Source organism: Micavibrio aeruginosavorus (genome assembly GCF_051245535.1).
GTDB classification, from domain to species: Bacteria; Pseudomonadota; Alphaproteobacteria; order Micavibrionales; family Micavibrionaceae; genus Micavibrio; species Micavibrio aeruginosavorus_D.
Genome location: NZ_CP195303.1, coordinates 185065 through 209833 on the forward strand (window position 1 = coordinate 185065; position 24769 = coordinate 209833).

Sequence of the window (24769 nt, forward strand, 5' to 3'; positions counted from 1 at the left end):
GCGATGCAGGCATTTTTCGAAGGCGATGGATTGGTTGTATTTCTGGCGGCGATTGCGGCGGCCATATCCTTCGTTGCTTTCCTTTTGCCTTTGATGCAGCGGTCAGAGAAAAAAGAACGTTATCGCAGCGTTATCGAGAAAAAACGAAAAACGCTGTTTGAAGCGACGCGCGAGCAATCGAAAAAAGGGTATCGCGCGGATGAAAAATCCATGTCGGCCCGGGATTCAATGACAACCTTGTTCAAGGTTGAGCAGCTGATGGGCAGCATGGGCGAGAAAGTCCGCGACATGATGTTGCAGGCGGGCAATCGTGACCCGTCGGCCCCAATTAAATTCATTGTGTCCCGTTTCGCCATCGCCATTTTTCTGGTGGTTTTTGCAATTATCATTATCACATCATCCGATAAGGAAATTTCCAACGGGCTGTCCGCTTTGATTATTATTGCGGCCGCAGGTTTGGGGTATCAAATACCGAAAATTCTGGTCAAAAACCAGATTGTGAAGCGCGCGCAGGAAATCAACCTGACCTTTGCTGATGCTTTGGACATGATGCTGATTTGTGTTCAAGGCGGTGTTGGCTTGGAACAAACCATCAACCGGATTGCCGATGAAATTTCCGAACATTCTCCGACATTGGCTGAAGAGCTGGGCATTCTCAGTGCTGAAATGGCGATGCTTAATGATCGCCGTGGCGCGTTGCAGGATTTTGCCCGCCGTGTCGGCAGCGGGGCCGCGCGGTCCTTTGCAACGGCCCTGATTCAGGCAGAACAATACGGGACATCGGTATCGCAAGCCATGCGCGTGATGGCCGATGAATTGCGCGATCAACGTATGGCCGAGGCCGAGCGCAAGGCCGCATCATTGCCGCCAAAACTCACTGTGCCAATGATTCTGTTCTTCCTGCCGGTGCTGTTTGTCATCATTATTGCACCGGCCGTGATGCGCGCATTCTCAAAAATGTAATTGCCCGGATAATAAAAAAGGCCGCAGTGCATACTGCGGCCTTTTTTATATTCTTAATGAGCCTCAGGGCGTCACGGCGGCGGTCGAAACCGGCTTTTGTGTTGGGACCGGCGCTTGAGCCTGTTTCACCGCAGGATCATTGTCCATGACCGGCTTAACGTTCAGGCTGGCTTTCTGCACAGCGGGGGCCGGGTGCGGTTTTGTGGGCGGAATGTAAGGGGCGTCATGGTCGACAGCGGCTTTCTTATCATTCTTTTTTTCGTCTTCTTTGCTTGGCTTCTTCTCTTCGTCTTTTTCCTCTTGTTTCAGGTAAGACGGAACCTGACCGCCGCTGACTTGCAGGGCATTGACGATGCGCAGATTGCGCTCAATCTCTGCACGGTTGGGGGCGGTGGCGGCGGCTTTGCGCAACGTTTCGGCGGCTTCATCCAAAAATCCCTGCGCGGCCAGATTCAGGCCCAGATTGTTCAGCAGCGGCGAAGGGTTTCCCTGCCAATATTCCAGCCCACTGCGGAAGGCATCTTCCGCGGGTTTGTGTTTGCCCTGAGCATCCAGCGCAACGCCAAGAACATGATAGGCCTTGCCCGATTCCGGATTTTTTTCCACGGCCCGGCGTGCCGCAACTTCGGCACCGGCATGGTTGCCCATGGATGTTTGAATGGACGCATATTCGACCAGCACATCGGCTGTTGCCGCCTTGTTATCCTGCGCGAATGGTTCGATGACCAGGTTGGCGCGAGTCAGGCGGTTTTCGTTTCGCAGGGCGCGGGCATAACGCGTGGCGACGCTCGCGTCTTTCGGGTTTCGCTTGTACAGTTTTTCAACCAGAGCCAGAGAATCCTGTGCGCTGCCTGCGGCATCGGCGTCGTTGGCGGCGCGTTCAATCGCCTGATCGATTTTGGTCTGACGACCGCTCTCACCGCCTTGTGTGGAGGACCCCGTGGTCTGACATGCGGCAAGCGCCGTCAACGCCACCACGCTGGTCATCATCAGGGACAGAGTGCGAATGGAATGGCTGGTCTTGGTCATTGTTTTCTTCCGCATTGGCAATGTTGAAAAGCGTCAGGGTTATAGCAGGTTTTCAGGCGCCGGAAAGGGGGCTGTTACTGGTCGTCCTCGTTGTCTTCTGGTGCCTGTTCAGGTTTCTTGTCCGGGTTATCCTCGGCATCCATATCAATGTCCTGCGCTTCCGGCGGTGCCTCGGTGGCGGCTTCAGGGGCAGGGGTGGTTGTTTCTTCGATCGTGGCCTCGCCATCAATATCCGGCGTGCTCACAACCGGCATACCGGCAATGCTGCCCGATCCCGCATTTGTGGTCACCAAATCAACGGCATGGCATGTGTCCGGGCAGTAATAGACAGATGTTTCCTCACAGCCGCCCATGCCATTACAGCTCCGGCGAATACGGACATAGCTTTTGGCGGCGGTGGCTACGGCGATGTGACGCTGCATCATCACCTTGCCCTCCGGGTCCAGAATGCGCAGGAAGGTCGAGCCCGGCTGGCGCGGCACCAGAAGCAGGCTGCGCGGCGTTTCCATGACGACGCTCAACTGGTTCGGGTTGCCAACGATAATGGTGCCCGCGTCTTGGTCCAGTCGCAAAATTTCGGTCTTGTCCGGGGTCAGGGACAGTTGCGGGTGTGTTGGTGCCGTGCTGAGCAGGCGGCCCGCAATATCCTCACTGCCCGTGGCTGTTGCATCATCGCCATACTGAACAATGGTTTGCGGCATTAAATCTTTGGCCGGGGCCACGGCGTTTTGCGCGAAGGCCGCGGTCGTGCTGAAAACAAACCCGACAGATACGGCCAGAATCGCAAACGCAGCCCGGCGGCTTTGAACAGAAAAATGGGACATGGCAAACCAACGATGATGTGGTGTGAAGGGCGGACGGAAGGGTGCCCGTATGAAGCCTTGATTATACCGCTGGAATCGCAAGGAATCACCAGTTTTTTGTGGAAAACTGTATTTGAGTGCGATTTTGCATGTTATGGAATTGAGAAAGGATGGTGCGCAATACAGGGATTGAACCTGTGACCCCTACGATGTCAACATAGTGCTCTACCGCTGAGCTAATTGCGCGTCTTAATCCTAAAGTTCGGGCCGACCAATTTCGTCCGCCGAGACCGAGGGTGAAAAAACCAGAAATCGGCATCGATGACAAGTGGTTTTTTACGGGAATGCGGGCTTTATGCCGCCAAAAGCTGCCCCACCTGATCCACCAGATCTTTCAGGTGGAAGGGTTTGGACAGGATTTTGGCGTCGTTTTCGGCCCCGTTCTCGGCGGCAACCGCCGCAAAACCCGTTATAAACATGACTTTCAGGGTGGGCACGACGGCCACGGCCTTGCGGGACAGCTCAATCCCGTCAATCCCCGGCATGACAATGTCCGAGAGCAGCAGGTCATAGGCTGGGTCGGATTCGATGGTTTGCAGGGCGGTCATGCCGTTTTCACATAATGTAACCGCATGCCCCGCTTTTTCCAGCGCCATGGCCAGAAACTGGCGCATTGATGCGTCATCTTCGGCAATCAGAATGCGGGCCATGGGCGTATCCTTTGCGGGTGGAATGGGTGGTCAAATTACAATACGGGCCTGATGTGTCAACAGGGGGTGGTCTTGAACCAAGCCTTTCGCGCCTATATAGCAAAGGGCAGGGGAGACCATAAAAATGACCGCCACAGGATTGATTGCCGATATTGGCGCGACCAACGCCCGTTTTGCCCTAGTTCGTAATGGGGTTCGTAATGGCGCGTTGGAGAATGTGCAGGTTTTGAAGTGCGCCGATTACGCCACGATCGTAGAAGCCGCGCGGGCGTATCTGGCCATGTGCGGCGCGCCGGATGTGCGCGCGGCCAGCTTTGCCATCGCTGGTCCGGTGACGGGCGACCATTTCACCATGACCAACCATCCGTGGGATTTTTCGATTGAACAAACGCGCCTTGCGTTGGGGCTCGACCATTTCACATTGATGAATGATTTTAAGGCCGTTGCGTTGGCCATTCCGCATTTGCATGAAACGGACCGGCGGCAAATTGGTGGCACGCAAACGCCAGTAAGTGAATCACCCATCGCCGTCATCGGCCCCGGCACCGGACTGGGTGTTGGGTCACTGGTTTGGGACGGGCAAGCGTATCGTGCAATTCCGGGAGAGGGTGGTCACGTCACCATGCCCGCAAAGACGCAGCGTGAATTTGATGTGTTTCAGGCCTTGCATGACAAATACCGCCATATCTCCGCCGAGCGTGTGTGTTCGGGCAAGGGACTGGTGAATATTTATAATGCCCTGCGCATCATCGATCATCGCGATGATCTGCCGGATCGCTCGCCGGAGGAGATCAGCACGGCCGCTCTGCATGGATCATGCGCGCTCTGTGCTGAGGCCCTGAGCATGATGATTGCTTTTCTGGGCAGTATTGCGGGCAATCTGGCGCTGACGCTCGGCGCGGCGGGGGGCGTGTATATTGCGGGTGGAATTTGTGCGCAATTGGGTGAGGCATTTTTCCAATCCGATTTCCGCGATCAATTTGAATCCAAGGGGCGGTTTCAAACGTATCTGGCGCCCATTCCAACCTATTTGATCACGCATCCCTTCATTGCCTTTATCGGGCTCAAGGCGGATGTTGAAGGGTTGTTGGGGAATTAACGCTTAATCGCGGCGGCCTGTTGCATGTCTGCAAACTGACTTGCGGCCTGATCCCATGTGTAATGGTGCAGGACGTGGGCATAGCGCCCCTCTACTGTGCCATGGCCCATGGCCTTGTGCGTGGCGATTTCAAGATCGTTGTCCAACGCGCCCAGTGTGTCATCGATGACAATATCCATCGGGCCGGGCACGGGATAGGCGGCGATGGGCAGGCCGCAGGCCATCGCCTCGATCAAGACCATACCAAACGTATCGGTTTTGGACGGGAACACAAACACATCGCCCGCGCGGTAATGGGCGGCCAGATCGTGGCCCACCTGTTTGCCGGCAAAATGCACGTGTGGGTAATCACGCATCAACGCGGTGCGGTCGGGGCCATCGCCCACCACCATTTTTGACCCGTCCCAATGCATGTCCAGAAAGGCGCGAATGTTTTTTTCAATCGCCACCCGGCCAACATACAGAGCCACAGGGTTTTTCATGTTTGGAATATTCGCAACCGGCGCGTTGTCATGCGTGCGGGGATAGAAGATGTTTTTATCAATCCCGCGTGTGACGCGATGAAACGGCGTTTCAATATTCCAGTGGCGCAATTGGTCTTCGATGCTTTGCGTCGTTGTCATCACGGCATGGGAATACGCATGAAATTTGCGGACCAACCCAATGCAAAAATTCCGCACAGGGCTGTACAAAAACGGTAAAAATTTCGCGGCGCGCAGGGCGGTATAGTCCGGGAATTGTGTGTGATAGGCGGTGGTATAGGCCCACCCGCGCGCACGGCATAATCCGCGCGCGGCCCAGCCCAACGGCCCTTCGGTGGCGATATGGATGGAATCGGGTTTCAGCGCGTCAATTTTTTGCGCCAGTGCCGTGCGTGGAAACATCACCAGTTCAATTTCCCGGTATCCCGGCATGGGAAAGCGTTGGGGGAAATCGGCGGGGCCAATCACATGCACGTCATGCCCCATCCGTTCCAGATCGGGGATCATCAATTCATAGGTCCGCACCACCCCGTTGATCTGGGGCTTCCAGGCGTCGCTGACGATAACAATGCGCATGCGTTGATCCTGTATCAAAGAGGGCAGATGGACATAACGGGCAAAGCGGACTAGAGTCAATATACGGTCCATTTTTATGCTATGATAAAAGCACGATGCCCTTGATGTCCTTTTCTTTTTTCAGATTTTTACGCGGCACGGCCCTGGTGGTCGGGCTGGGGGTGCTGGCGTCTGGCCCCATGGCGGGTCCGGTGGCGGCGCAGGCCCCTGTTCCGGGTCTTCCCGCCTGTGATTTGTCGCGCGAAGCCATCGTGAATTTAAAGAAACCGAATTTCGGCGTTCCGGTGGTCTGGGACGGGTTGTTTGGCGATGAATCCAAGCTGATGCGCTTTTCCGCCGCGACGCCGTTGCCATCGGGCAGTGTTCTGATTGCCGGGGAGCATTTGAATGAAAAATTCGAACCGTTGGAAACCTTCCTCGTCGAAATGAACAGCCGCGGGCGCGGCATTGGCGAGAAACGGATTCAAGCGTTGAAGGGGGAAAAGGTCACCGACCTTGTCCCCGTTGATCACGGGTATGTGGTGGCCAGTAACATTCTGGCCGGAGCGAATGATGAAAAACAGGTGCGGTTGGCGTGGTACGATGAAACGCGCACTTATATCCGCGATCTTGTTTTAAAAGATGCCGCGCACGATTTTGAATCCTACACATTGCTGCCCGCGAACGAAGGCAACGGCTTTATCGCTGTGGTCCATGCCCGCCCGCGTCAGGGGTCGATGGATGAACATGGCATTCTCTATCGCATCAGCGCGACGGGGAAAATTTTGTGGAAACGTGCCTATCGCTCCGGCGCGGCCAGTTTGATGCACGGCATCGCCCCGGTCGGGGGCATGGGATATGTCGTAACGGGGCGTGAATTGGCCGAAAATGGCCGCATTTCCGGCGCGGCCATGGAAATCAACAATGATGGCACATTGGTGTGGCAACAACCTTATCCGCGCGGTGTGCATGCTTTGTTGCGCAAGGCCAGTGTGCGGCCCGATGGTCGTGTGGTCATGGTTGGGCAAATTACGCCGTTTGGTGAAACCTATTCCACCGCCTGGGTGATGGAGGTGGATACGAACGGTGAAATATTGTGGCAACGTTATTTCCCGCTGGGTGCCCATGAAACCGATGCGCGCGGGGTCATTACATATGATGACGGTCGCACGGTTGTGATGGTGAATGTGCGGGCCCGCAACGAATATGGCGATGACCGTGATCATATCCGGTTGCTGACCCTGTCCCCGCGTGGGGAAATCCTGCGTGATGAGCCCTATGTCGAAGGCCAGCATGCACAGGCCAGCCAGATCAGTCTGGGGTATAAAAGCGAGCGCGTCGTGATTGCCTTTGTTGAGGGTACGGCCGGGTCGTTATTGCCGGATGAGGTTGTACTGATCACCGAACAGCTTAAAAAACAGGGCCGCCGCACCGTTGGTGCCGATGGTAAGGTCGTTGAATCTTATGTTGCGCCCGACGATGAAAAAACAGAAGAGCCGCCCGTAACGCCGCCCCCGGCAGACGTTGCGATGACTGAAGAAAAGAAAGAAGATCCGTCCTTCCGCGGCTGGGTCTTCGTTGCAACGGCATTGGACCCGTACAAGGACCCGTGCCTGCCCCTTGAAATTCCAAGAGTACAAGACAAGTGATTGAAATCGAAGAAGACGACGACAACAACGGCCTGCAGGTCACCATACCGGATGATCTGGATGGTATGCGTTTGGATAAGGCTTTGGCCGTTTTGTGCCCCGATCATTCCCGTACGCGGTTGAAAGCCCTGATCGAAGACGGGCAGGTCACGGCGGGTGTGAAAAAGTTACGCGATGCGTCTACGCCGGTGAAGGCGGGACTGGTGTTGCAGGTCGTCGTGCCACAGGCGGTTGAGGCCACACCGCAGCCGGAAAATATCCCGCTGGATATTGTGTACGAAGATTCCGATTTATTGGTCATCAATAAACAGGCCGGATTGGTTGTGCATCCCGGTGCGGGGAACCCGACGGGCACGCTGGTCAATGCGTTGCTGTATCATTGCGGTGATACGCTCTCCGGCATTGGCGGCGTTATGCGCCCCGGCATCGTCCATCGGTTGGATATGGAGACGACGGGCCTGATGGTCGTGGCCAAAAATGATATCGCGCATCGCGGATTATCGGATCAATTGGCGGATCGCACGCTGCACCGTTTATATATGGCGATTGTCTGGCGCATTCCAGCGCATAAGGGCGTGGTGGATATGCCGATCGGGCGTCACCCATCCTTCCGCCAGAAAATGGCGGTCAATGTGCGTGGCGGGCGCGAAGCACGCACGCATTACAATGTGGAACGCAGTTTCGGTGAAGCCGCATCGCTGGTCACCTGCAAACTGGAATCCGGGCGCACGCACCAGATCCGTGTGCATATGACGGCCATTCGCCACCCGTTGGTGGGCGATCCGCTCTATGGCCTGCAACACAATGCGCAGGAATCGCTGTTGCGCAAAGGGGGCCTCAGCCCGGAAGAGGCGGAGATCGTCCTGAATTTCCCGCGTCAGGCCCTGCATGCCCGCCATATTGGCTTTATTCACCCGGTCACGGGCGAGGAAATGGGGTTCGATGCCGCCCCGCCAGCGGATATTGAAGAGCTGCTTTCTGTAATGGAAACAATAACTTAGAAATTAGCATAAAAAACCGCTTGAATTTACATAAAATTGTATGTATTCTAGAATTATGGAATACGACGTTGAGCAGGTGATCAACGGATGAGAGGCAAAAGCCTCCTGTGTGAGAGAAATTAAAATAACCGCGCCGGACTATAAATGGCGGCCTGATGTGGTGGGACACAAGCGTAAAGAACAAGAACTGCGAAATTTAAAGGCGACTTTTTGAAGGGGTTCGAGAGGCGCTTTTCCAAGGTTTACCTTTGACCGATCTGGTATCGAAACTGGCCATCAACGAAAGTTGATGGCCGTTTTTTTTGTTTGATTTGTTGCGGTGCAGATCGTTATCTGCACAGGATGGTGTTACAATAACCCAGAGCAATAATGACGTGTTTTTCTGACAATAAGACAGGATCAATCCCATGGCGTATGACGATCTCTCCCCTGAATTTCTTTCCGCGTTCCCCGATTATGATGGGCACGAAACCGTGCGCAAAATTGTCGATGCGGATACGGGGCTGACGGCTTTTATCGGCGTGCATAACCGCGCGCTGGGGCCTGCGCTGGGCGGATGCCGTATGTATCCTTATGCTGGCGGGGAGGCGGATGCTATTCGCGATGTTCTGCGCCTCTCACGCGGGATGACGTATAAAAACGCGCTGGCGGGCTTGCCGCTGGGCGGCGGGAAAAGCGTTATTCTGGGCGATCCGTTCACGCAAAAAACCCCGGCGCTGATGCGTGCCATGGGCCGGGCCGTGCAATCGTTGGATGGTCATTACATCACCGCAGAAGACAGCGGCACCAGCGAAGCCGACATGCAGGAAATGGGCACCGAAACATCCTACGTCGTTGGTCTGCATCTGCCGCAAGGTGACACCAGTGCATTGGGTGGCAACCCGTCACCCGTCACCGCCTATGGCGTGTATATGGGGATCAAGGCGGCGGTGCGCCGGAAATATAATGCGGACTCTGTCGCAGGCTTGCATGTCGTTGTGCAGGGGTTGGGGTCCGTTGGCTATGCTTTGTGCGAATATCTGCACCGCGATGGCGCAACCCTGACCGTCACCGATACGCGCCCCTCTATTCTCGATCGTGCCGTGGCCGAAATGCCGGGGACGAAGGTGGTCACGCCAGATCAAATTTTCGCGGTTGAAGGCGATATCTTCGCGCCGTGCGCGCTGGGCGCCCAGATCAATGATGAAACGGTGCCGCAATTGCGCGTGGGGATTATTGCTGGCGCGGCCAACAACCAATTGGCGACAAAACAACACGACGACATGCTGGCCGATCGCGGCATTTTGTATGTGCCGGACTACGTCATCAATGCGGGCGGCGTGATTGCCGTGGCCTATGAATATTTCGCCCGCACGGGCCGCAACCCGTTCACCGCGCCGTTGACCCGCGATGTGATGATGGATCATGTCACTGGCATTGGCCGCACCATTGATAAAATTCTGGCCCTGGCCGAAACCCAAGGCCTGCCCCCGGGCCGCGCCGCGGACCGGATGGCGGAATCCATTTTCATGGCGGAAAAAATCCGCGCGTAATTCACGCAGAATAAAAAATTCATAGCGTCATCCCGGCCTGCGCCGGGATGACGGGGACCGCGAGGAGCTATTTCTGCAACTGGTCCCAACTGCGTGAAATGGCGCGGTAAGAAAGCGGTTCGCTCACATCGTACAAAGGCAAAGGTGTATCCAGCGCCTGTCCCGCATTCCGGCCCAACGGCGCAAAGGTGTTGCGCATTTCGCTGCCATCCACCATACGTCGCCATGTGCCCAGCGGTAGGGTCAGGCGCAGCCCGCTATACAGATGCGTGGTCCCGCCGAAAATATCCGGGTCTTCATCTTCGCTGGCTGTGACAAAGGCGGTGACGCGCACGCCGCTATCCATCCGTTTGTCCAATGATACAGTCGCCCCAAAATCTTCGCCCAGATAACGACCAACTTTTAACCCTGCGGTTAAATCGCTGTCCGGAAATTCATACCAGGCATTGAAAAAGCCGGTCAGGGTTGAATCGTCCTGCACATCCAGAACCAGATCGCTATACGGATCGCGCCGCCAGACATTCCATGCTTCCGCCCCGATGGCGAATGTTTTTCCAAACGGGCGGTAGAGGATTTCGCCACCAAACCCGGCATACATTTCTTCCAGATATCCGGCGGTGAACCCGGTGTGGATATCGGGCGACAGGCTGTGCATAAACGCGCCATACAGGCGATCAACGGACACCAGCGCCCCGGCAAATTCGGCCACATCACTGCGCACCGGTTTATCAACGGGCAGATATTGCGATGACAGCGATTCCAGATCGTCGGAAAAATTCAACCGGAACCCGCCGCCAATCGTAATATTTTTCGGCCAATTCAGTTGCGTTTCCTGCACCAGCGATTCCCGGTACAAAATGCCGCCATCTTCTTCGGACAGGCTCATCTGGTTGTCCAGAATGAAACGGAAGGACGCGAAGGGGCGGTTTGGGCTGCGGAGATCTTTGACCTTCTCGGCATTTTGCAGGTCGGTGGGCACGATCGCGGGCATGGTCATGTTGCGCCAGATTTCCGCCGGGCTGCCATTGCGTTCATCGCTCAGGGCGGCGGCCACATCACGGCGGACCATGCGCAAGGTCGGCCCGGTCAGGCCGTAATGGCTGGGCGTGATATAAATTTCCGCTGGGCCTTCTGGGTCAACTTCGGTCAAATGGCGTAACGCGCGGCCAATTTGCATGCCAATCGGCAATTCGTCATGGGCATATAGATTCGCCCATACGCCGTTGTCATTGGCGCGGGTGGTTTGAATTTGGATGGTTGATGGATCTTCCGGCGAGGGCTCCTCCCATTGATAGGGCCATTCACCCAATGCGTCGGTGATGCTCACACTGGCCATGATCTTTTCCCCGCCCAGAATGCCAAGGCCAAAGCCCAGATTTTTCGTGGGTTGATAATGCAAACCAACCGACCACGGGGCGGGTGCATCAAATCCGGGATCGATCAACGCCTCCGTTGAATAATCATCCGCGCCCCAATCGGCTTTCAGGGACAGGCCATTGATGGGCGTAAAATATTCCACCCCGGCGAACAGGCCAATTTTATCCCCGGTGAACCAATCTTCGGGGCCGTTGGCATCTTCGCTGGTCGCGTCACGGTCCTTTTCAAAATGTGATCCAAGCACTTTCATCGGGTTTGAAAAATGCCCGGCACTGCCCATGCGGCCCCAGCCAAGACCGCCTGTAAAATCGAAGTTATTGTAGCGTTTGGACAAAGCCAGATATTCCGCCGCCATTTGTTTGTGGCCATAGGCGGACATGAGCCCCAAGGCAATTTCCGGCCGGGTTGCATTTTCATTGAGCAGACGCATTTTCAAATCCACCGCCGGGTACAGGCGGTCGGCGGCCTCGCGCAAGTTTGAAACATATCCATTCTGGCGCAGCGTAATATTCAGCGGGTCCGCAATCTGCACCGACAAGGCGGCGGTGGCGTAGGGGTCGAGCGTGGAGAGATGAAAGCGCACCGTGCCCGATTTATCCATGCGGGCGGAGGGGACGGTATTCAAGCCCAACGACCCGGCCCAATTCGGGCTGGGTTTGGGTTCCTTCGGCGCGGCAGGCGGCAACAATTCCGCCGCGGCGGGAGCCGGAGCGCACAATAATCCAGCCATACCGATGAGAAGAAGAAACGCGCGCAAGACAGACACAAAAAATAAGAGATGAAGCAATGGACACGGTAAAGTCGTGTGCCGCAATTTTTTCAAAATATACGATCGTAGTCAAATAAAACGGACATTATGTCATTTCATGCCTGTGGAATGTTCGGCGCGGCCTTGTATAATGGCGAACGGTTCCGTTTTTACCCCCTTCAGACAGGCGATTCGATGTCATCCCGACCCAGCATTCCCGATTACGATCTGTGCATCATTGGCGGTGGCGTGAATGGGGCGGGAATCGCCCGTGACGCGACCGGGCGGGGCCTGAGCGTTTTGTTGCTGGAGATTGGTGATCTGGCTGGCGCGACCAGCTCGGCCAGTTCGAAAATGATCCATGGCGGTTTGCGCTATCTGGAATATTTCGAATTCAAACTGGTGCGCGAGGCGTTGATCGAACGCGATGTCCTGCTGGGCATCGCCCCGCATATCATGTACCCGATGGATTTCATCCTGCCGCACGCGCACACCATTCGTCCGGCCTGGATGATCCGGCTGGGGTTGTTCCTGTATGACCATCTGGCCCGCATTCGTCATTTTAAACGCTCCACCGCGATCAAGGTGGCGGAGGATGCGCGGTGCGCCCCGCTGAAAAATGATTACAAAACGGCGTTCACCTACGCCGATGGTTGGGTGGATGATGCGCGTTTGGTCGCATTAAATGCTGTGGATGCGGCGGAAATGGGTGCGCATATCCTGACCCATGCGGCGTGTACCGGATTGCACGTTGAAAACGGCATCTGGCACGTTGAAATGTATGATACGGACACGGGCCAATCGGCGACCCATACGGCGCGCATGGTTGTGAATGCGGCGGGGCCGTGGGTGCATGATATTCTGGATGGGTCCAATCTGGTCATTCCCGGAAAAACACCGAATGTCCGTCTGGTGAAGGGCAGCCATATTGTCGTGCCGAAATTGTACGACGGGGCACAGGCCTTTAACCTGCAACAACCCGACCGCCGCGTGATTTTCGTGATTCCGTATCAAGACAAATACACGTTGATCGGCACCACCGACGTCGATCATTATGATGATACAGAGGCCGTGAATATCACACCGGAGGAAACGCAATATCTGTGCGATTGCGTCAATCGCTATTTCAAATCATCCATCGCCCCGGCCGATGTGGTCTGGAGCTATAGCGGCGTGCGTCCCTTGTTCGATGACGGGCGCGGCAAGGCCAGCAAGGTGACGCGCGATTACCGCCTGATTCTGGATACGGAGCATGGCGCACCGATTCTCTCGGTCTTTGGCGGGAAAATCACGACCTATCGCCATCTGGCGCAGGAAGCGGTGAATAAACTGATCCGGTTCTGGCCGAATTATGCGGCCGCGCGCGGGTTGGACACCATTAAACCATGGACCCACACCATGCACCTGCCCGGCGGGGATATTGGCGATGACGGTATGGACGCGTTTATCGCCGATCGGGCCCGGCGTTATAAATTCTTGGCCCTTGATGTGGTGCGGCGTTATGCCACGACCTATGGCACGCGCATGGACCGCATTCTGGCCGAAGCCACCGATCTGGATTCATTGGGGCGGTATTTCGGCGATGGCGTGTACATGGCCGAAATCAATTATTTGATCCAGAATGAATGGGTCAAATGCGCCGATGATATGCTGTGGCGCCGCACCAAACTGGGCCTGCACATTGCCGATGAAACACGGGCGGCGATCGAGCAGTATTTTGAAGGCCACCCGGTATCGTCACAGACGGGGCAGGGTACCAATTCAACGCGGCAGATTCATTAGATAGGGACCGTCATCCCGGCGAAGGCCGGGATCTTCCAGCCATAAGGGACGAAGACCCCGGCCTGCGCCGGGGTGACGAATGAGAAGAAGGATCATAAAAGAATGACAAAACCAACCATCCTCGCCATCGATCAGGGCACGACATCATCCCGCGCGATTTTATTTTCCGCCAGCGGTGACATTCTGGCCGTGCGGCAGAAGGAACTGGAATTATTCTATCCCCATAATGGCTGGGTGGAACAAGACCCGGTGAATATCTGGAACGATACGCTGTGGGCCTGTCGCGCCGTGATGGAAGATGCGCCGGACGCGGCGGCGAACATTGCCGCCATCGGCATCACCAACCAACGCGAAACCACGATTGTCTGGGACCGCAAAACGGGCGAACCCGTCTATCGCGCCATCGTCTGGCAGGATCGCCGCACCGCCGATATGTGCCAGACATTAAAAAAGGCCGGGCATGAAGATTCCGTGCGCGCCAAAACCGGTCTTCTGCTCGATCCGTATTTTTCCGGTACGAAACTGGCGTGGATTTTGGACAATGTTCCCGGCGTGCGTAAACGGGCCGAGGCGGGTGATCTGGCCTTTGGCACGGTGGATTGTTATTTGCTGTGGAAACTGACCGGCGGGCGCGTGCATGCCACCGATGTCACCAACGCCTCGCGTACAATGCTGTATAACATCGTGACGCAAGAATGGGATGATGATCTGCTGCGCCTGCTGAATATCCCGCGTGGGCTGTTGCCGGATGTGCGCGATAACGTGGCCGATTTTGGCACGTCTGATCCGGCGTTGCTGGGGCGGTCCTTCACCATCGGGGGCATGGCGGGCGACCAACAGGCGGCGATGGTGGGGCAGGCCTGTTTCAGTGACGGCATGGTTAAATCCACCTACGGCACCGGGTGTTTTGCGTTGATGAATATTGGCGGTACGTTCCGGGAATCGAAAAACCGTCTGCTGACCACCCCGGCCTATCGCCTGAATGGTGATATTACTTACGCGATCGAAGGGTCCATTTTTGTCTCTGGTGCCGCGGTGCAATGGCTGCGCGACGGGCTGGGCCTGTTCCGGCAGGCCTCGGAAAGCGAAGGGCTGGCAACATCCGTGGCCGATACCAATGGCGTGTATCTGGTTCCGGCCTTCACCGGCATGGGCGCGCCGTATTGGGATGCCGATGCGCGCGGCTTGCTGTGCGGTATCACGCGTGATGTGACCGCCGCTCACATCACCCGCGCCGCGTTAGAGGCCCAAGCCTATCAAACCCGCGACCTGATCGGTGCGATGGAGGGTGATACAGGCAAAAAAATCGACATCATCCGCGCCGATGGGGGATTGGTTGCGAATAAATTCGTCTGCCAATTTCTGGCCGATATTTTGAACTGCCCCGTCGATATTCCCCGCGTGACGGAAACAACCGCCTTGGGCGCGGCGTATCTGGCGGGGTTGCAGGTGGGCGTTTATAACGGATTGGATGACATTACGAATGCGTGGCATGCGGTGCGCCATTATGATCCATCCATGGATGCCGACACGCGAGATAATCTTTATGCCGGATGGCGCAAGGCGGTGGAGAGGACGTTGCTCTAGATGAATGATATTGTCACTGATAAAAACACGAATTTAAAACTCTCGTTGTTGGCCTTCTTTGGTCCATTCCTTGTTCTTCTCTGTGATGGGATATTTGCGTCGATTTTTGATTTTAGCCTTTTGTTCAAGGGGCTTGAAAAAGCGGGTATCTCCGAAGGTTCGCTTTTAATTCTTTGTCTTGTTCCAAGTGTAATTGCTGTGTTCAGGATGGAGATGAGTCTGGCTATGAAATTGGCTAGTCTGTTGTTGGGTGGGTTGGCTATTTCGCCTTTTTTGTTTGTGGCTGTTCTTATGGCTGGATGTTTGTTCGACGGCCGGTGTTTTTAATTTTCTCTGACCCGCGACAATAAAAAACCGCCCAAACCACAATGTGGGGGCGGACGGGAAAGAGATGGTGCCCGAGGGCGGATTTGAACCACCGACACGGCGATTTTCAGTCGCCTGCTCTACCAACTGAGCTACTCGGGCCCGCTTCGAAAAACGGATTATGGGCTTATACAGGGCTGAAACCGGAATGTCCAGAGGGTTTTATATGAAATATTTCAACGATTTGCCGGACAAGCGCCGCGGATTTTAGCCGATTTTCGCGTAAAACCGATCATGCAGCGGCGGAGTGCGGCGGCTGCGGGTGATTTCCATCAGTCCCATGGGGGAAAAACCGTGAATTTGCACCGTGCAAGGGTCGGTGCCGATGGCATCTTCCATCGCGCGGCGCAGGGCATGCTGTTCATCCTTGCTTTTCAGCCGAATGAAGTCGATCAGGATCATGCCGCCCAGATTGCGGATGCGGATCTGGCGGGCAATTTCAATCGCGGCTTCAACATTGATGGCCAGATTGGATCGTTTGTCGCCGCCGCGGTTCACATCAATCGCGGTCAGGGCGGCGGTTTTCTCGATAATCACGCTGCCGCCGTTTTCGAGAACCATATAGGGCTGAAACAAATCTTCGATCTGTCCCATAATGTCGCGTTCTTCGAACAGGGCCATATCTTGATCCGCGTTGGGCAGTTCAACGGCCTGAATTTTTGTGACCAGATCGGGGGCGAAAATTTCGCACCATTCCTCGGCACATTGATAATGGTCCATCGTGACGATTTCGATGCGGTTGATCCGGCCAATTGATTGGTCGCTCAAGGTCCGTTGCACGGAATCGGGGCCGAGCATGAGAAGGGCGGGTTCCACCCCTGTAAAATGCTCCTGCACCTGATCCCAGATGGCGCGCAGAATTTCGGCTTCGCGTGTCAAAATCGCGGTTTGCGTATCGGCGGCGGCGGCGCGCAGGATGTAGCCATGCATTTCATGGAATGAATCCAGCATGGTTTTCAACTGGTCGCGCATCTGTTTGTTGCGAATGCGCGATGACACGCGATTTTCACGGCCCAGTGGCGTGTGGATCAAATAGCGGCCCGGCAAAGCGATGTTCATGGTCAGGCGGGGAATTTTCTCCTCGCTGTGCGGGAACATCTCATCATCTTGTTTGGGGACGTAGCCGGATTTGGCCTGCACCGCGATCATTTGCCCGGCTTGCAGCAACTTGCCGATGGCGACATCACCGCCACGGCGAATTTTTCCGTCCGGTTCCTGCAGGTAGACATCGGCGTTGTTCAGGATGCCCTTGTTCTGTCCATCCAGATCGACGAACACGGCGTCCAGGGCGGCATCAATGCGGAAGACGCGGCCCCAGTAAATGGACCCCCAGCGGACTTCCTCATGCACCGGATCGACCTCGAGCCCGACCAGACGGTTTTTCTCCATCGTGGCGACCCACAGGCTGCCGTCCAGTTCCTCGATCAGAATGTCAACGCCACTGGCCATATTTAATCCTGACTGTACCCTGCGCGGTTCAACAGGCGCATTGTATCATACAGCGATAGCCCGACAATTGTGGAGTATGACCCGCTGATAAAGGGGATAAATTCCGCGGCGCGGCCCTGAATGGCGTATCCGCCCGCCTTGCCGTTCCATTCGCCGCTGGCGATATAGGATTCGGTTTCGGTGCGTGACAGGGCCTTGATTCGCACGATGGAATGGGTGATGGCCGTGTGTTCCGTGCCATCCGCACCCATCACGCAAATGCCGTTATAAACACGGTGGCGGCGGCCAGAGAGAATTTTCAAACATTCGCGGGCCTGCGCTTCGCTTTCGGCCTTGGGCAAAATGCGGCGGCCACAGGCGACGACGGTGTCGGCGGCCAGAATAATTGCATTGGGATGTGTTGCGGCCACGGCGCGGGCCTTCTCAATCGCCAGACGCAGCGCGTGCGCATCGGGCGTTTCAGCCTTCAACGGCGTTTCATCAAGATCGGCGGGGGCGATGTGATCGGGGACAATGCCCATCTGGGCCAGAAGGTCCAGACGGCGCGGCGACGCCGAAGCCAAAATCAACGGCGCGCGGTTTGGATTATTTTTCACGGAAAATAATGCGGCCTTTGGTCAGGTCATAAGGGGTCATTTCAACAACGACCGTATCACCCGCCAGAACGCGAATGCGGTTCTTACGCATTTTGCCCGCCGTGTGGGCCAGAATTTCGTGGTTGTTTTCGAGTTTAACGCGGAACATTGCGTTGGGAAGAACCTCCAACACTGTTCCTTTAAACTCCATCAGATCTTCTTTTGCCATTCAGTCCAAATTCCAAAAAGTGCTTTAAAACAGACGGTTATTTAACGCAATCCGGGGGCGTTTGCAACCCGGACGGCTACAGAATGGGGCCACGGCCCCCATAAAGCGCACAAATCAGGGTGAAAAGGCGCCGGGCGGTTTCAAAATCCATGGAAATCCGGTCCTTTAACCGGTCCTGAAGCAGTTCGGCCCCCTCGTTGTGCAGGCCCCTTCGGCCCATATCGATGGCCTCCAGCCGCATATGGTGGCCGTCCCGGCGGGCGGTTTCATAGCTTTCGATCATCATAAAATAATCCCGGATCAGCCGGGCATAGGGCCGCAGGGACAGGACCAGAGCGGGCAGGGCCACGCCATGGGCGTCGGTCAATTCCATGACCAGGCGGTTATCCTGAATCGACAGGGTCAGATCAAACGGTCCCGGTGCATCGGTGCCCAGCGGTGAAAAATTATTGCCCGTGGCCAACCCGTCGAGTGCGCTTTTGCGTTCACAGGACAACGACCCGGTTTCATCACATTCTTTTAATGTGATGTTTGCAATGCTCATGCCGATGCAACGCGCTCGATATCCGCGCCAACGGCGGACAATTTTTCGACCAGGCGTTCATAACCGCGGTCCAGATGATAGATGCGGTTGACGTATGTATCGCCATCGGCCACCAGCCCAGCCAGAACCAGCGCAACGGATGCGCGCAAATCGGTGGCCATCACTTCTGCCCCCTTCAAACGCTTTACACCGCGCACGATGGCGGACCCGTTATGCACGGTGATATTCGCACCCATGCGGCACAGTTCCGGAACGTGCATGAAACGGTTTTCGAAAATCGTTTCCGTGACCATGCCCGCGCCCTCGCATTGGGTCAGCATGGTCATAAATTGCGCCTGCATATCGGTGGGGAAACCGGGGTAGGGCTCGGTCATAATATCCGTGCCCTTCAGCGGTGTGCCGTTGCGGCTGACGGTCACGCCGCTGCCATCGGCGTTGTCTTCAATATGAACGCCGGCGGCCTTCAACGGGCCGACCAAAGCTTTCAAATGTTCCAGTCGCGCCCGTTTCAGGGTCAGCGTCCCGCCGGTCAAAGCCACGGCAATCATAAACGTGCCGGTTTCAATACGGTCCGGGACCACCGGGTGCAAGGCATCGTGCAGTTTTTCAACGCCGCGAATGGTGATGGTGTCCGTGCCATGGCCGGAAATATCCGCGCCCATGGCGATCAGGCATTCAGCCAGATCAACAATCTCCGGCTCTTTCGCCGCGTTGTGCAGTTTGGTTTCACCCTTGGCCAAGGTGGCGGCCATCATGATGTTTTCGGTCGCGCCAACGGAAACTTTGGGGAAGGTGATTTCCGCCCCCTTCAACCCACCCGGGGCCTTGGCATGGACATATCCGCCATCCAGTTCAATTGTCGCACCCATGGCTTCCAATCCCATGATGTGCAGGTCGATCGGGCGCGTGCCAATCGCGCATCCACCCGGCAGAGATACCGTGGCCGTGCCCGTGCGGGCGACCAGCGGGCCCATCACCAGAATGCTGGCGCGCATTTTGCGGACCAATTCGTAATCGGCATGGGTGTCGCTGATGTTCGTGGCCTGCATGATCATCGCGCTGTCGTCATTGGTGGCGATGCTCACACCCAGGCTTTCCAAAACCTGACGCAGGGTTTTAATATCCTGCAACCCGGTCGGCACGTTGGTCAGGCGCAGCGGTTCCGCACTCAACAAACACGCACACATCAACGGCAGGGCCGCATTCTTCGCACCGGAAATTTCAATGGTGCCATTCAGGCGATGTCCACCGCCAACGCGAATTTTATCCATGCCCTTTTTCTCCGGCGATGTTTCTGCGCTGTTGTCGGCAACGGCCTGTGCGGATTGTGTCGGTGTCATATCGGTGCTTTCTTCGTCTTTAGAATTACAAACGCGGCAATGTTACGCCACGTTGGCCCATATATTTTCCGCTGCGGTCGGCGTAGCTGACTTCGCAGCCGTCTGATCCCTTGAAGAACAGGAACTGGCACAGCCCTTCATTCGCGTAAATCTTTGCGGGCAGGGGGGTGGTGTTGGAAATTTCCAATGTCACATGGCCTTCCCAGCCCGGTTCCAGCGGTGTGACGTTCACGATCAGGCCACAGCGCGCATAGGTGCTTTTGCCGAGGCAGATGACCAGAACGTCTTTCGGAATGCGGAAATATTCCACCGTGCGGGTCAGCACGAAGCTGTTCGGTGGAATAACGCACACGTCAGTTTTGCGTTCAACGAAGCTCTGGTTCGAAAAGTTTTTCGGATCGACAATGGCGTTGTCGATATTGGTGAAGATCATAAAATCATCCGAACACCGCGCGTCATAGCCATAGGACGACAGGCCATAGGAAATTACGCCTTCGCGGGTTTGCTTTTCCACGAACGGATCGATCATGCCCTCGTTCTGCGCCAGCCAGCGGATCTGGTGGTCGGCCAGAATGCCGGGAACGGCATCGGCGCCCACATTTGCGGCCAGCTTTTCAATGTCTTTCAGGGCGTGTTCGGCGGTCATGTCTTACTGGTCCTTTTCGGTCTTGTCGTTTGTCTGGTCTGTAAGTTGGTCTGCGCGGTCGCGGGTTTGCCCTTTACGACGGGCCAGATTCTGGCGCAGCGCCTCGGCCCGCTTTTCGGCTTTCGCCTTGTCTGCGGCCAGCGTTGCGGCGGTTCTGGTTTGATTCGTCATAAGGCTCGAATCCTGTGATCGTTTTGGGAAACAGGGTTTTTATAGCGCCCAAACCCGTTTTGGACCAGCAAAAACCGGGTTTTGCGCCCGGTTATCCGCCATTTTACAGGTTTGGCATCCCTATAATATGGTGCTGGACACCGGGGAATGAATGGGTTAGAAGTTTGCCCGGTTTCAAACGCCAGATATCCCGGTGCGCTGTCGTAGCTCAGTGGTAGAGCACTCCCTTGGTAAGGGAGAGGTCGAGAGTTCAATCCTCTCTGACAGCACCATTTTCCCCTTAAATATCAATGCATTGTGTTTTTGTTCCAGAATCGTTTCCGGAACCAGAAGGCTACGCTGACCATAGCGATCAGTACGGGGACCTCGACCAGCGGCCCGATCACCGTGGCAAAGGCGACGGGGGAGGCCAGACCGAAGGCCGCAATGGCCACGGCGATGGCCAGTTCAAAATTATTGCTGGCGGCGGTGAAGGACGCGGCGGTTGTTTTACCGTAATCCGCCCCGATCATTTTCCCCATGGCAAAGCTGATGACAAACATCACCACAAAATAAATGACCAGCGGAAGGGCAATGCGCACCACGTCCAGCGGCAATTCCAAAACCATGCCGCCCTTCAATGAAAACATCGCAACGATGGTGAGCAATAGCGCAATCAACGTGACCGGGTTGATGCGGGGCAGGAAGCGGGTTTCATACCAGTCGCGCCCTTTTTTCTGGATCAGGATTTTGCGCGTGAAAAACCCGGCAAAAAACGGAATGCCCAGATAGATGAAAACACTTTCGGCGATGGTGATGAAATCCACATTGATGATTTGGCCGTTCACCCCAAAGGCCGGCGGTAAAACGCTCAGAAAAAACCACGCATAGACACTGAAGAAAACAAGCTGGAAAATACTGTTAAACGCGACCAATGCGGCGACATACTGGTTATCCCCCTCGGCCAGTTGGTTCCACACAATCACCATGGCAATGCACCGCGCCAGACCAATCAAGATCAGGCCCGTCATATATTCGGGATAATCACGCAGGAATAAAACCGCCAGCGCGAACATCAACACCGGCCCAATCACCCAGTTTTGTACCAGTGACAGGGTCAGGATTTTCCAGTCCTTGAATACCAATGGCAATTCTTCGTATTTCACCCGCGCCAAGGGCGGATACATCATCAAAATCAAGCCGATGGCTATGGGGATATTGGTGGACCCGATGGACAGGTTGTTTAAAAAATCCGGTGCGCTGGTGAAAATGGACCCAATTCCAACCCCTGCCGCCATGGCCAGAAAAATCCAGAGCGTTAAATAACGATCCAGAAAGGACAGGCGGCGCGGGGTGCAGGACGTCATGCCAGATACTCTTCAATATGGTGTTTCAGTTGGTGGACGGCGTTATCAAAGGCGGCCTGAATATCCGCATCCGTGCCTGTTGTTTTGGCGGGGTCCGGTGTCGACCAGTGCAGTTTTTTTGTTGCCCCCAAAAACACCGGGCAACTTTCCGCCGCCGCTTGGTCGCAGACGGTAATGACCAGATCAAAATTCTGATCCGCAAACGCGTCCCATGACTGGCTGCGCGGCTGGCCGGGGTCGATGCCGTGGCGTTTCAATGTGGCGAGGGAGAGCGGGTGAACGTGCCCCGTTGGGTGGCTGCCTGCGCTGACCGCCGCGACACGTCCGCGCCCCAGATGATTGAGCAGGGCCTCGGCCATGATCGACCGGCATGAATTTCCGGTGCAGAGAACCAAAACCCGTTCCATTATCCGCAGCAGCTCCCGCTTTTTGTTGTAGGGGCGCAGCATGCGCCGCTTGCGGATGATGCATCGGTGGCGGAGAAAATCTGTGCATCTTCCATGGTGTGGTACGCTTCCCACGCAACGCCATTCGGGTCTTCGACCCATGATTTTTCGGATTTGGCGTAGCAACAGGTGGTTTCGCCGTCGCTGTGCGTGCTGATATTCGCATCCGACATCTGGGCGCGGATGGCGTTTAATTCATCGACAGTATCGACCTGAATGCCCATATGGTCGACGCCGGTTTTGCCCGCGCGGGTGGAAATGGCGAAATTGACATGCGGGTCATCCAACATCCATTTCGCGTAATCCGGTTTGTGTTTCACCGGATCGGCCCCGAACAACGCGGAATAAAACCGGACACTGTCATCAATATTTTTCACGCCAAGGTGAATGTGCAACCGTTTCATTGTGTTTTCTCCTTCTGTGGTGTGGGGCAGCAGGGGGTGAGTTCAATCACCGCGCAACCGCGTTTTTTATCATCCTTGATCCGCGCGAAATCGACACTGCAACAATCTTCGATCATGAAACGGATCAGCCCGGTGAACAGATCGAAATTGACGGAATAAATAATCGAGCGCCCCTCGCGCCGCGACTGGATCAATCCGGCGTTGCTCATGTGGTTCAAATGGAACGACAACGTATTGTGCGGAATGCCCAGCGTGTCGCTCAGATGCCCGGCGGGGGCACCATCCGGCCCGTAACCGACCAGCAGGCGAAACGCCCGCAAGCGGGTTTCTTGGGAAAGCGCGTCAAAGGCGATAAGGGCGTTTTGTATGTCCATATGTCCAGAATAATCGACATATTGGGGAAATGTCAAGCGGGATGATAAAGTCAGTCTTTCCAACACGCTAAACCGCGAGGGAGCGGCCCTATGAAAGTCTTTGCCTGGGTTTTTTTATTGTTGTGTCTCGGCTTTGCGCCAGCGGCCCACGCCGCCGACTGGGCCGTGCGTTGTGCGCCCGATGGCACGCAATGTGAAGCGTGGCAGCGGTTGATGGTCAAGGATACGGACCAGCGCATGGCGGAAATTGCCATCGGTTTTCCCGATGGGCCGGGGCGTCCGGCGCGCGGGGTGATGGTGTTGCCGTTGGGCATTATGCTGCCCGCTGGAGTTAAACTCTCCATCGACAATGCGGCCCCCTATGGGGCGCAGGTGCGGTATTGCACCCATGATGGATGCATGGCGTTTTTAACGCTGGATGATCTGGTGCTGGCCGAATTGCGTAAAGGTCGCGCGGCGACATTGGCGTTTCAGAGTTTTGCGGGCAAGGATATTGCGCTCGACATTTCCCTGAATGGCATAACGGCCGCTCTGAATGAAGCGGCCGCTACGACAAAACAGGATTAGATCAGTCTTATTGATCGCTGTTGCAATCAACGGGCAGGTCCATGATGGACGGCCAGCGATTGACCCAGCCATCGGCGCCATCGGTTTCGTCAATCTTGCTCATCCGGATGCAGGTGGATGGGCCCATCGCTTCGCGGAAATCGGTGTAGTTATAGGTGGTGATCAAATCATCCCATGCACCAATAAAATGGTGTTGCGGGATGGTGGCCACGTCACGGGCGAAATCCTTTGCGTTTAATGACCCTTCCAGTGCGGGAATCTCTTTGTTCGCGGTCCAGCTTTGGTGATCCAGCGTGCTGGCCACGGTGCGGATGGTCAGGATGTCTTTACGCTTCGCGCCCAGCAGAATGGCGACCTGCCCGCCACCGCCATAACCAATCAGGTTAAAACCAACGAATCCGTATTTATCGCGCATGTTATTCAACGCGTCATTCATCGCATCCATGTTTTCGATGGAGAAACGTTTTGCGGCCCAGCCTTTTTCATCGCAGGCCGGGTTTTTATCGGCGATCAAATATTGGCACGGGCGTGCCAGATAAATCACGTTATCACCCTTGTCACGGGTGGCCAGATGCAGGGCGACCGGATTATCCGGTGTCGGGTCCAACGTTGGCGCGGCCTGATGTTCGCCTTTCAGGACCAAACCGTCCCCTTCGATATAGACATTGGCGATCCCGCCTTGGTTATGCACGCGTTCATACGCGACCAAGTCGGTTGATCCGGTTTCGATCTGGCGTTTTTTCATGTGGACGGGTGCGGCCAGACGGGTTGCCCCTTCTTCGCGCATGATGGTGCAGGCGCTGGTGAGGGCCAATGTTCCAACGGCCAAACCGATCAACCCCAGTTTGAACAGAGGGCGGCAGGCGGTGTGCAATTTCAATGTCATGATAAAATCCGGATGATTATCGGTGGAAATATTCAGATATCCATACATATCATATGGGCCTGCGCTGTGCCACGTTGTTTCCCCTGTGTAATTTTTTCATAATGTGCAC

Annotated in this window: 26 protein-coding genes and 3 tRNA genes; 10 read left to right on the top strand and 19 right to left on the bottom strand. The window is 55.6% G+C overall.

All coding sequences use genetic code 11. The features are described 5' to 3' along the window. Nucleotides 1-3 precede the first annotated feature (3 nt). Nucleotides 4-963 (top strand): type II secretion system F family protein, encoded by a 960-nt coding sequence (locus ACSC94_RS00905; protein ID WP_435641198.1) that lies wholly within the window; start codon nt 4-6, stop codon nt 961-963. 63 nt (nt 964-1026) lie between these two features. On the opposite strand, the gene ACSC94_RS00910 is transcribed toward ACSC94_RS00905, so the two are convergent. The 4 genes from ACSC94_RS00910 to ACSC94_RS00925 form a co-directional block, all read right to left on the bottom strand. Beyond that, entirely contained in the window at nt 1027-1992 is a 966-nt protein-coding gene (locus ACSC94_RS00910; RefSeq protein ID WP_435641199.1) for a tetratricopeptide repeat protein, read from the bottom strand. Nucleotides 1993-2066: 74 nt separating this feature from the next. Next, nucleotides 2067-2816 carry a pilus assembly protein N-terminal domain-containing protein gene (locus ACSC94_RS00915; protein WP_435641200.1) on the bottom strand — a complete coding sequence of 250 codons (750 nt, stop codon included), beginning with the start codon at nt 2814-2816 and terminating at the stop codon, nt 2067-2069. Between the two features lie 150 nt (nt 2817-2966). After that, nucleotides 2967-3041 (bottom strand) — tRNA-Val (locus ACSC94_RS00920). 107 nt (nt 3042-3148) lie between these two features. Continuing rightward, nucleotides 3149-3505: a response regulator gene (locus ACSC94_RS00925; RefSeq protein ID WP_435641201.1), complete on the bottom strand. Its 357-nt coding sequence runs from the start codon at nt 3503-3505 to the stop codon at nt 3149-3151. A gap of 124 nt (nt 3506-3629) precedes the next feature. On the opposite strand from ACSC94_RS00925, the gene glk reads away from it, so the two are divergent. Continuing rightward, nucleotides 3630-4604 (top strand): glucokinase, encoded by a 975-nt coding sequence (glk, locus tag ACSC94_RS00930; protein WP_435641202.1) that lies wholly within the window; start codon nt 3630-3632, stop codon nt 4602-4604. Here glk and ACSC94_RS00935 read toward each other — a convergent pair. After that, complete coding sequence (locus ACSC94_RS00935) at nt 4601-5662, bottom strand: glycosyltransferase family 4 protein (RefSeq protein WP_435641203.1); 1062 nt, start codon at nt 5660-5662, stop codon at nt 4601-4603. The genes glk and ACSC94_RS00935 overlap by 4 nt on opposite strands. A 104-nt stretch (nt 5663-5766) precedes the next feature. On the opposite strand from ACSC94_RS00935, the gene ACSC94_RS00940 reads away from it, so the two are divergent. The 3 genes from ACSC94_RS00940 to ACSC94_RS00950 all read left to right on the top strand — a co-directional run bounded on the left by ACSC94_RS00940 (nt 5767) and on the right by ACSC94_RS00950 (nt 9823). Next, nucleotides 5767-7290, top strand: coding sequence for a hypothetical protein (locus tag ACSC94_RS00940; RefSeq protein WP_435641204.1), 1524 nt, complete (start codon nt 5767-5769; stop codon nt 7288-7290). Next, nucleotides 7287-8291 (top strand): RluA family pseudouridine synthase, encoded by a 1005-nt coding sequence (locus ACSC94_RS00945; RefSeq protein WP_435641205.1) that lies wholly within the window; start codon nt 7287-7289, stop codon nt 8289-8291. The genes ACSC94_RS00940 and ACSC94_RS00945 overlap by 4 nt, the downstream gene beginning before the upstream one ends. Before the next feature lie 407 nt (nt 8292-8698). Further along, the gene (locus tag ACSC94_RS00950; RefSeq protein WP_435641206.1) at nt 8699-9823 is read left to right on the top strand and encodes a Glu/Leu/Phe/Val family dehydrogenase; all 1125 of its coding nucleotides are present in this window, start codon (nt 8699-8701) and stop codon (nt 9821-9823) included. 67 nt (nt 9824-9890) lie between these two features. Here the strand turns inward: ACSC94_RS00950 and ACSC94_RS00955 are convergent, their stop codons facing one another. After that, nucleotides 9891-11930: a YjbH domain-containing protein gene (locus tag ACSC94_RS00955; RefSeq protein WP_435641207.1), complete on the bottom strand. Its 2040-nt coding sequence runs from the start codon at nt 11928-11930 to the stop codon at nt 9891-9893. A 213-nt stretch (nt 11931-12143) separates the two neighbouring features. Here ACSC94_RS00955 and glpD point away from each other — a divergent pair, with 213 nt between their 5' ends. The 3 genes from glpD to ACSC94_RS00970 all read left to right on the top strand — a co-directional run bounded on the left by glpD (nt 12144) and on the right by ACSC94_RS00970 (nt 15644). Further along, nucleotides 12144-13730, top strand: a complete 1587-nt coding sequence (glpD, locus tag ACSC94_RS00960) for a glycerol-3-phosphate dehydrogenase (protein ID WP_435642132.1) — start codon at nt 12144-12146, stop codon at nt 13728-13730. A 102-nt stretch (nt 13731-13832) separates the two neighbouring features. After that, entirely contained in the window at nt 13833-15317 is a 1485-nt protein-coding gene (gene glpK / locus ACSC94_RS00965) for a glycerol kinase GlpK (RefSeq protein ID WP_435641208.1), read from the top strand. Then, a complete protein-coding gene (locus tag ACSC94_RS00970; protein ID WP_435641209.1) occupies nt 15318-15644 on the top strand; it encodes a hypothetical protein in 327 nt (108 codons plus the stop codon). 65 nt (nt 15645-15709) lie between these two features. Here the strand turns inward: ACSC94_RS00970 and ACSC94_RS00975 are convergent. From ACSC94_RS00975 to ACSC94_RS01010, 8 genes are all read right to left on the bottom strand, one after another. Continuing rightward, nucleotides 15710-15785: transfer RNA gene (locus ACSC94_RS00975), tRNA-Phe, on the bottom strand. A 105-nt stretch (nt 15786-15890) separates the two neighbouring features. Beyond that, complete coding sequence (locus tag ACSC94_RS00980; RefSeq protein ID WP_435641210.1) at nt 15891-17132, bottom strand: ribonuclease E/G; 1242 nt, start codon at nt 17130-17132, stop codon at nt 15891-15893. A 2-nt stretch (nt 17133-17134) separates the two neighbouring features. Next, nucleotides 17135-17728, bottom strand: coding sequence for a Maf family protein (locus ACSC94_RS00985; RefSeq protein ID WP_435641211.1), 594 nt, complete (start codon nt 17726-17728; stop codon nt 17135-17137). Next, the gene (gene infA / locus ACSC94_RS00990) at nt 17718-17936 is read right to left on the bottom strand and encodes a translation initiation factor IF-1 (protein ID WP_014102173.1); all 219 of its coding nucleotides are present in this window, start codon (nt 17934-17936) and stop codon (nt 17718-17720) included. Before infA ends, ACSC94_RS00985 begins: the two co-directional genes overlap by 11 nt. Nucleotides 17937-18012: 76 nt before the next feature. Continuing rightward, nucleotides 18013-18480, bottom strand: coding sequence for a UPF0262 family protein (locus ACSC94_RS00995; protein WP_435641212.1), 468 nt, complete (start codon nt 18478-18480; stop codon nt 18013-18015). Next, on the bottom strand, nt 18477-19751 hold the full coding sequence (gene murA, locus ACSC94_RS01000; RefSeq protein ID WP_435642133.1) for a UDP-N-acetylglucosamine 1-carboxyvinyltransferase: 1275 nt from the start codon (nt 19749-19751) through the stop codon (nt 18477-18479). Before murA ends, ACSC94_RS00995 begins: the two co-directional genes overlap by 4 nt. Before the next feature lie 94 nt (nt 19752-19845). After that, nucleotides 19846-20466, bottom strand: a complete 621-nt coding sequence (gene dcd / locus ACSC94_RS01005) for a dCTP deaminase (protein ID WP_435641213.1) — start codon at nt 20464-20466, stop codon at nt 19846-19848. 3 nt (nt 20467-20469) lie between these two features. Beyond that, entirely contained in the window at nt 20470-20637 is a 168-nt protein-coding gene (locus tag ACSC94_RS01010) for a hypothetical protein (protein ID WP_435641214.1), read from the bottom strand. Nucleotides 20638-20834: 197 nt separating this feature from the next. Between ACSC94_RS01010 and ACSC94_RS01015 the strand changes: the two genes are divergently transcribed. After that, a tRNA-Thr gene (locus ACSC94_RS01015) sits at nt 20835-20909 on the top strand. A 15-nt stretch (nt 20910-20924) separates the two neighbouring features. Here the strand turns inward: ACSC94_RS01015 and arsB are convergent. From arsB to ACSC94_RS01035, 4 genes are read right to left on the bottom strand one after another with little or no spacing between them, the layout of a single operon-like run. Continuing rightward, a complete protein-coding gene (gene arsB / locus ACSC94_RS01020; protein WP_435641215.1) occupies nt 20925-21983 on the bottom strand; it encodes an ACR3 family arsenite efflux transporter in 1059 nt (352 codons plus the stop codon). After that, complete coding sequence (locus ACSC94_RS01025; RefSeq protein WP_435641216.1) at nt 21980-22390, bottom strand: arsenate reductase ArsC; 411 nt, start codon at nt 22388-22390, stop codon at nt 21980-21982. The genes arsB and ACSC94_RS01025 overlap by 4 nt, the downstream gene beginning before the upstream one ends. Next, nucleotides 22390-22833, bottom strand: a complete 444-nt coding sequence (locus tag ACSC94_RS01030; protein WP_435641217.1) for an ArsI/CadI family heavy metal resistance metalloenzyme — start codon at nt 22831-22833, stop codon at nt 22390-22392. Before ACSC94_RS01030 ends, ACSC94_RS01025 begins: the two co-directional genes overlap by 1 nt. Next, nucleotides 22830-23207, bottom strand: a complete 378-nt coding sequence (locus ACSC94_RS01035) for an ArsR/SmtB family transcription factor (protein ID WP_435641218.1) — start codon at nt 23205-23207, stop codon at nt 22830-22832. The genes ACSC94_RS01030 and ACSC94_RS01035 overlap by 4 nt, the downstream gene beginning before the upstream one ends. 90 nt (nt 23208-23297) lie before the next feature. Between ACSC94_RS01035 and ACSC94_RS01040 the strand changes: the two genes are divergently transcribed. Continuing rightward, a complete protein-coding gene (locus ACSC94_RS01040; RefSeq protein ID WP_435641219.1) occupies nt 23298-23774 on the top strand; it encodes an invasion associated locus B family protein in 477 nt (158 codons plus the stop codon). 7 nt (nt 23775-23781) lie between these two features. Here ACSC94_RS01040 and ACSC94_RS01045 read toward each other — a convergent pair whose 3' ends face one another. Then, a complete protein-coding gene (locus tag ACSC94_RS01045) occupies nt 23782-24660 on the bottom strand; it encodes a hypothetical protein (protein WP_435641220.1) in 879 nt (292 codons plus the stop codon). Between the last annotated feature and the right edge of the window lie 109 nt (nt 24661-24769).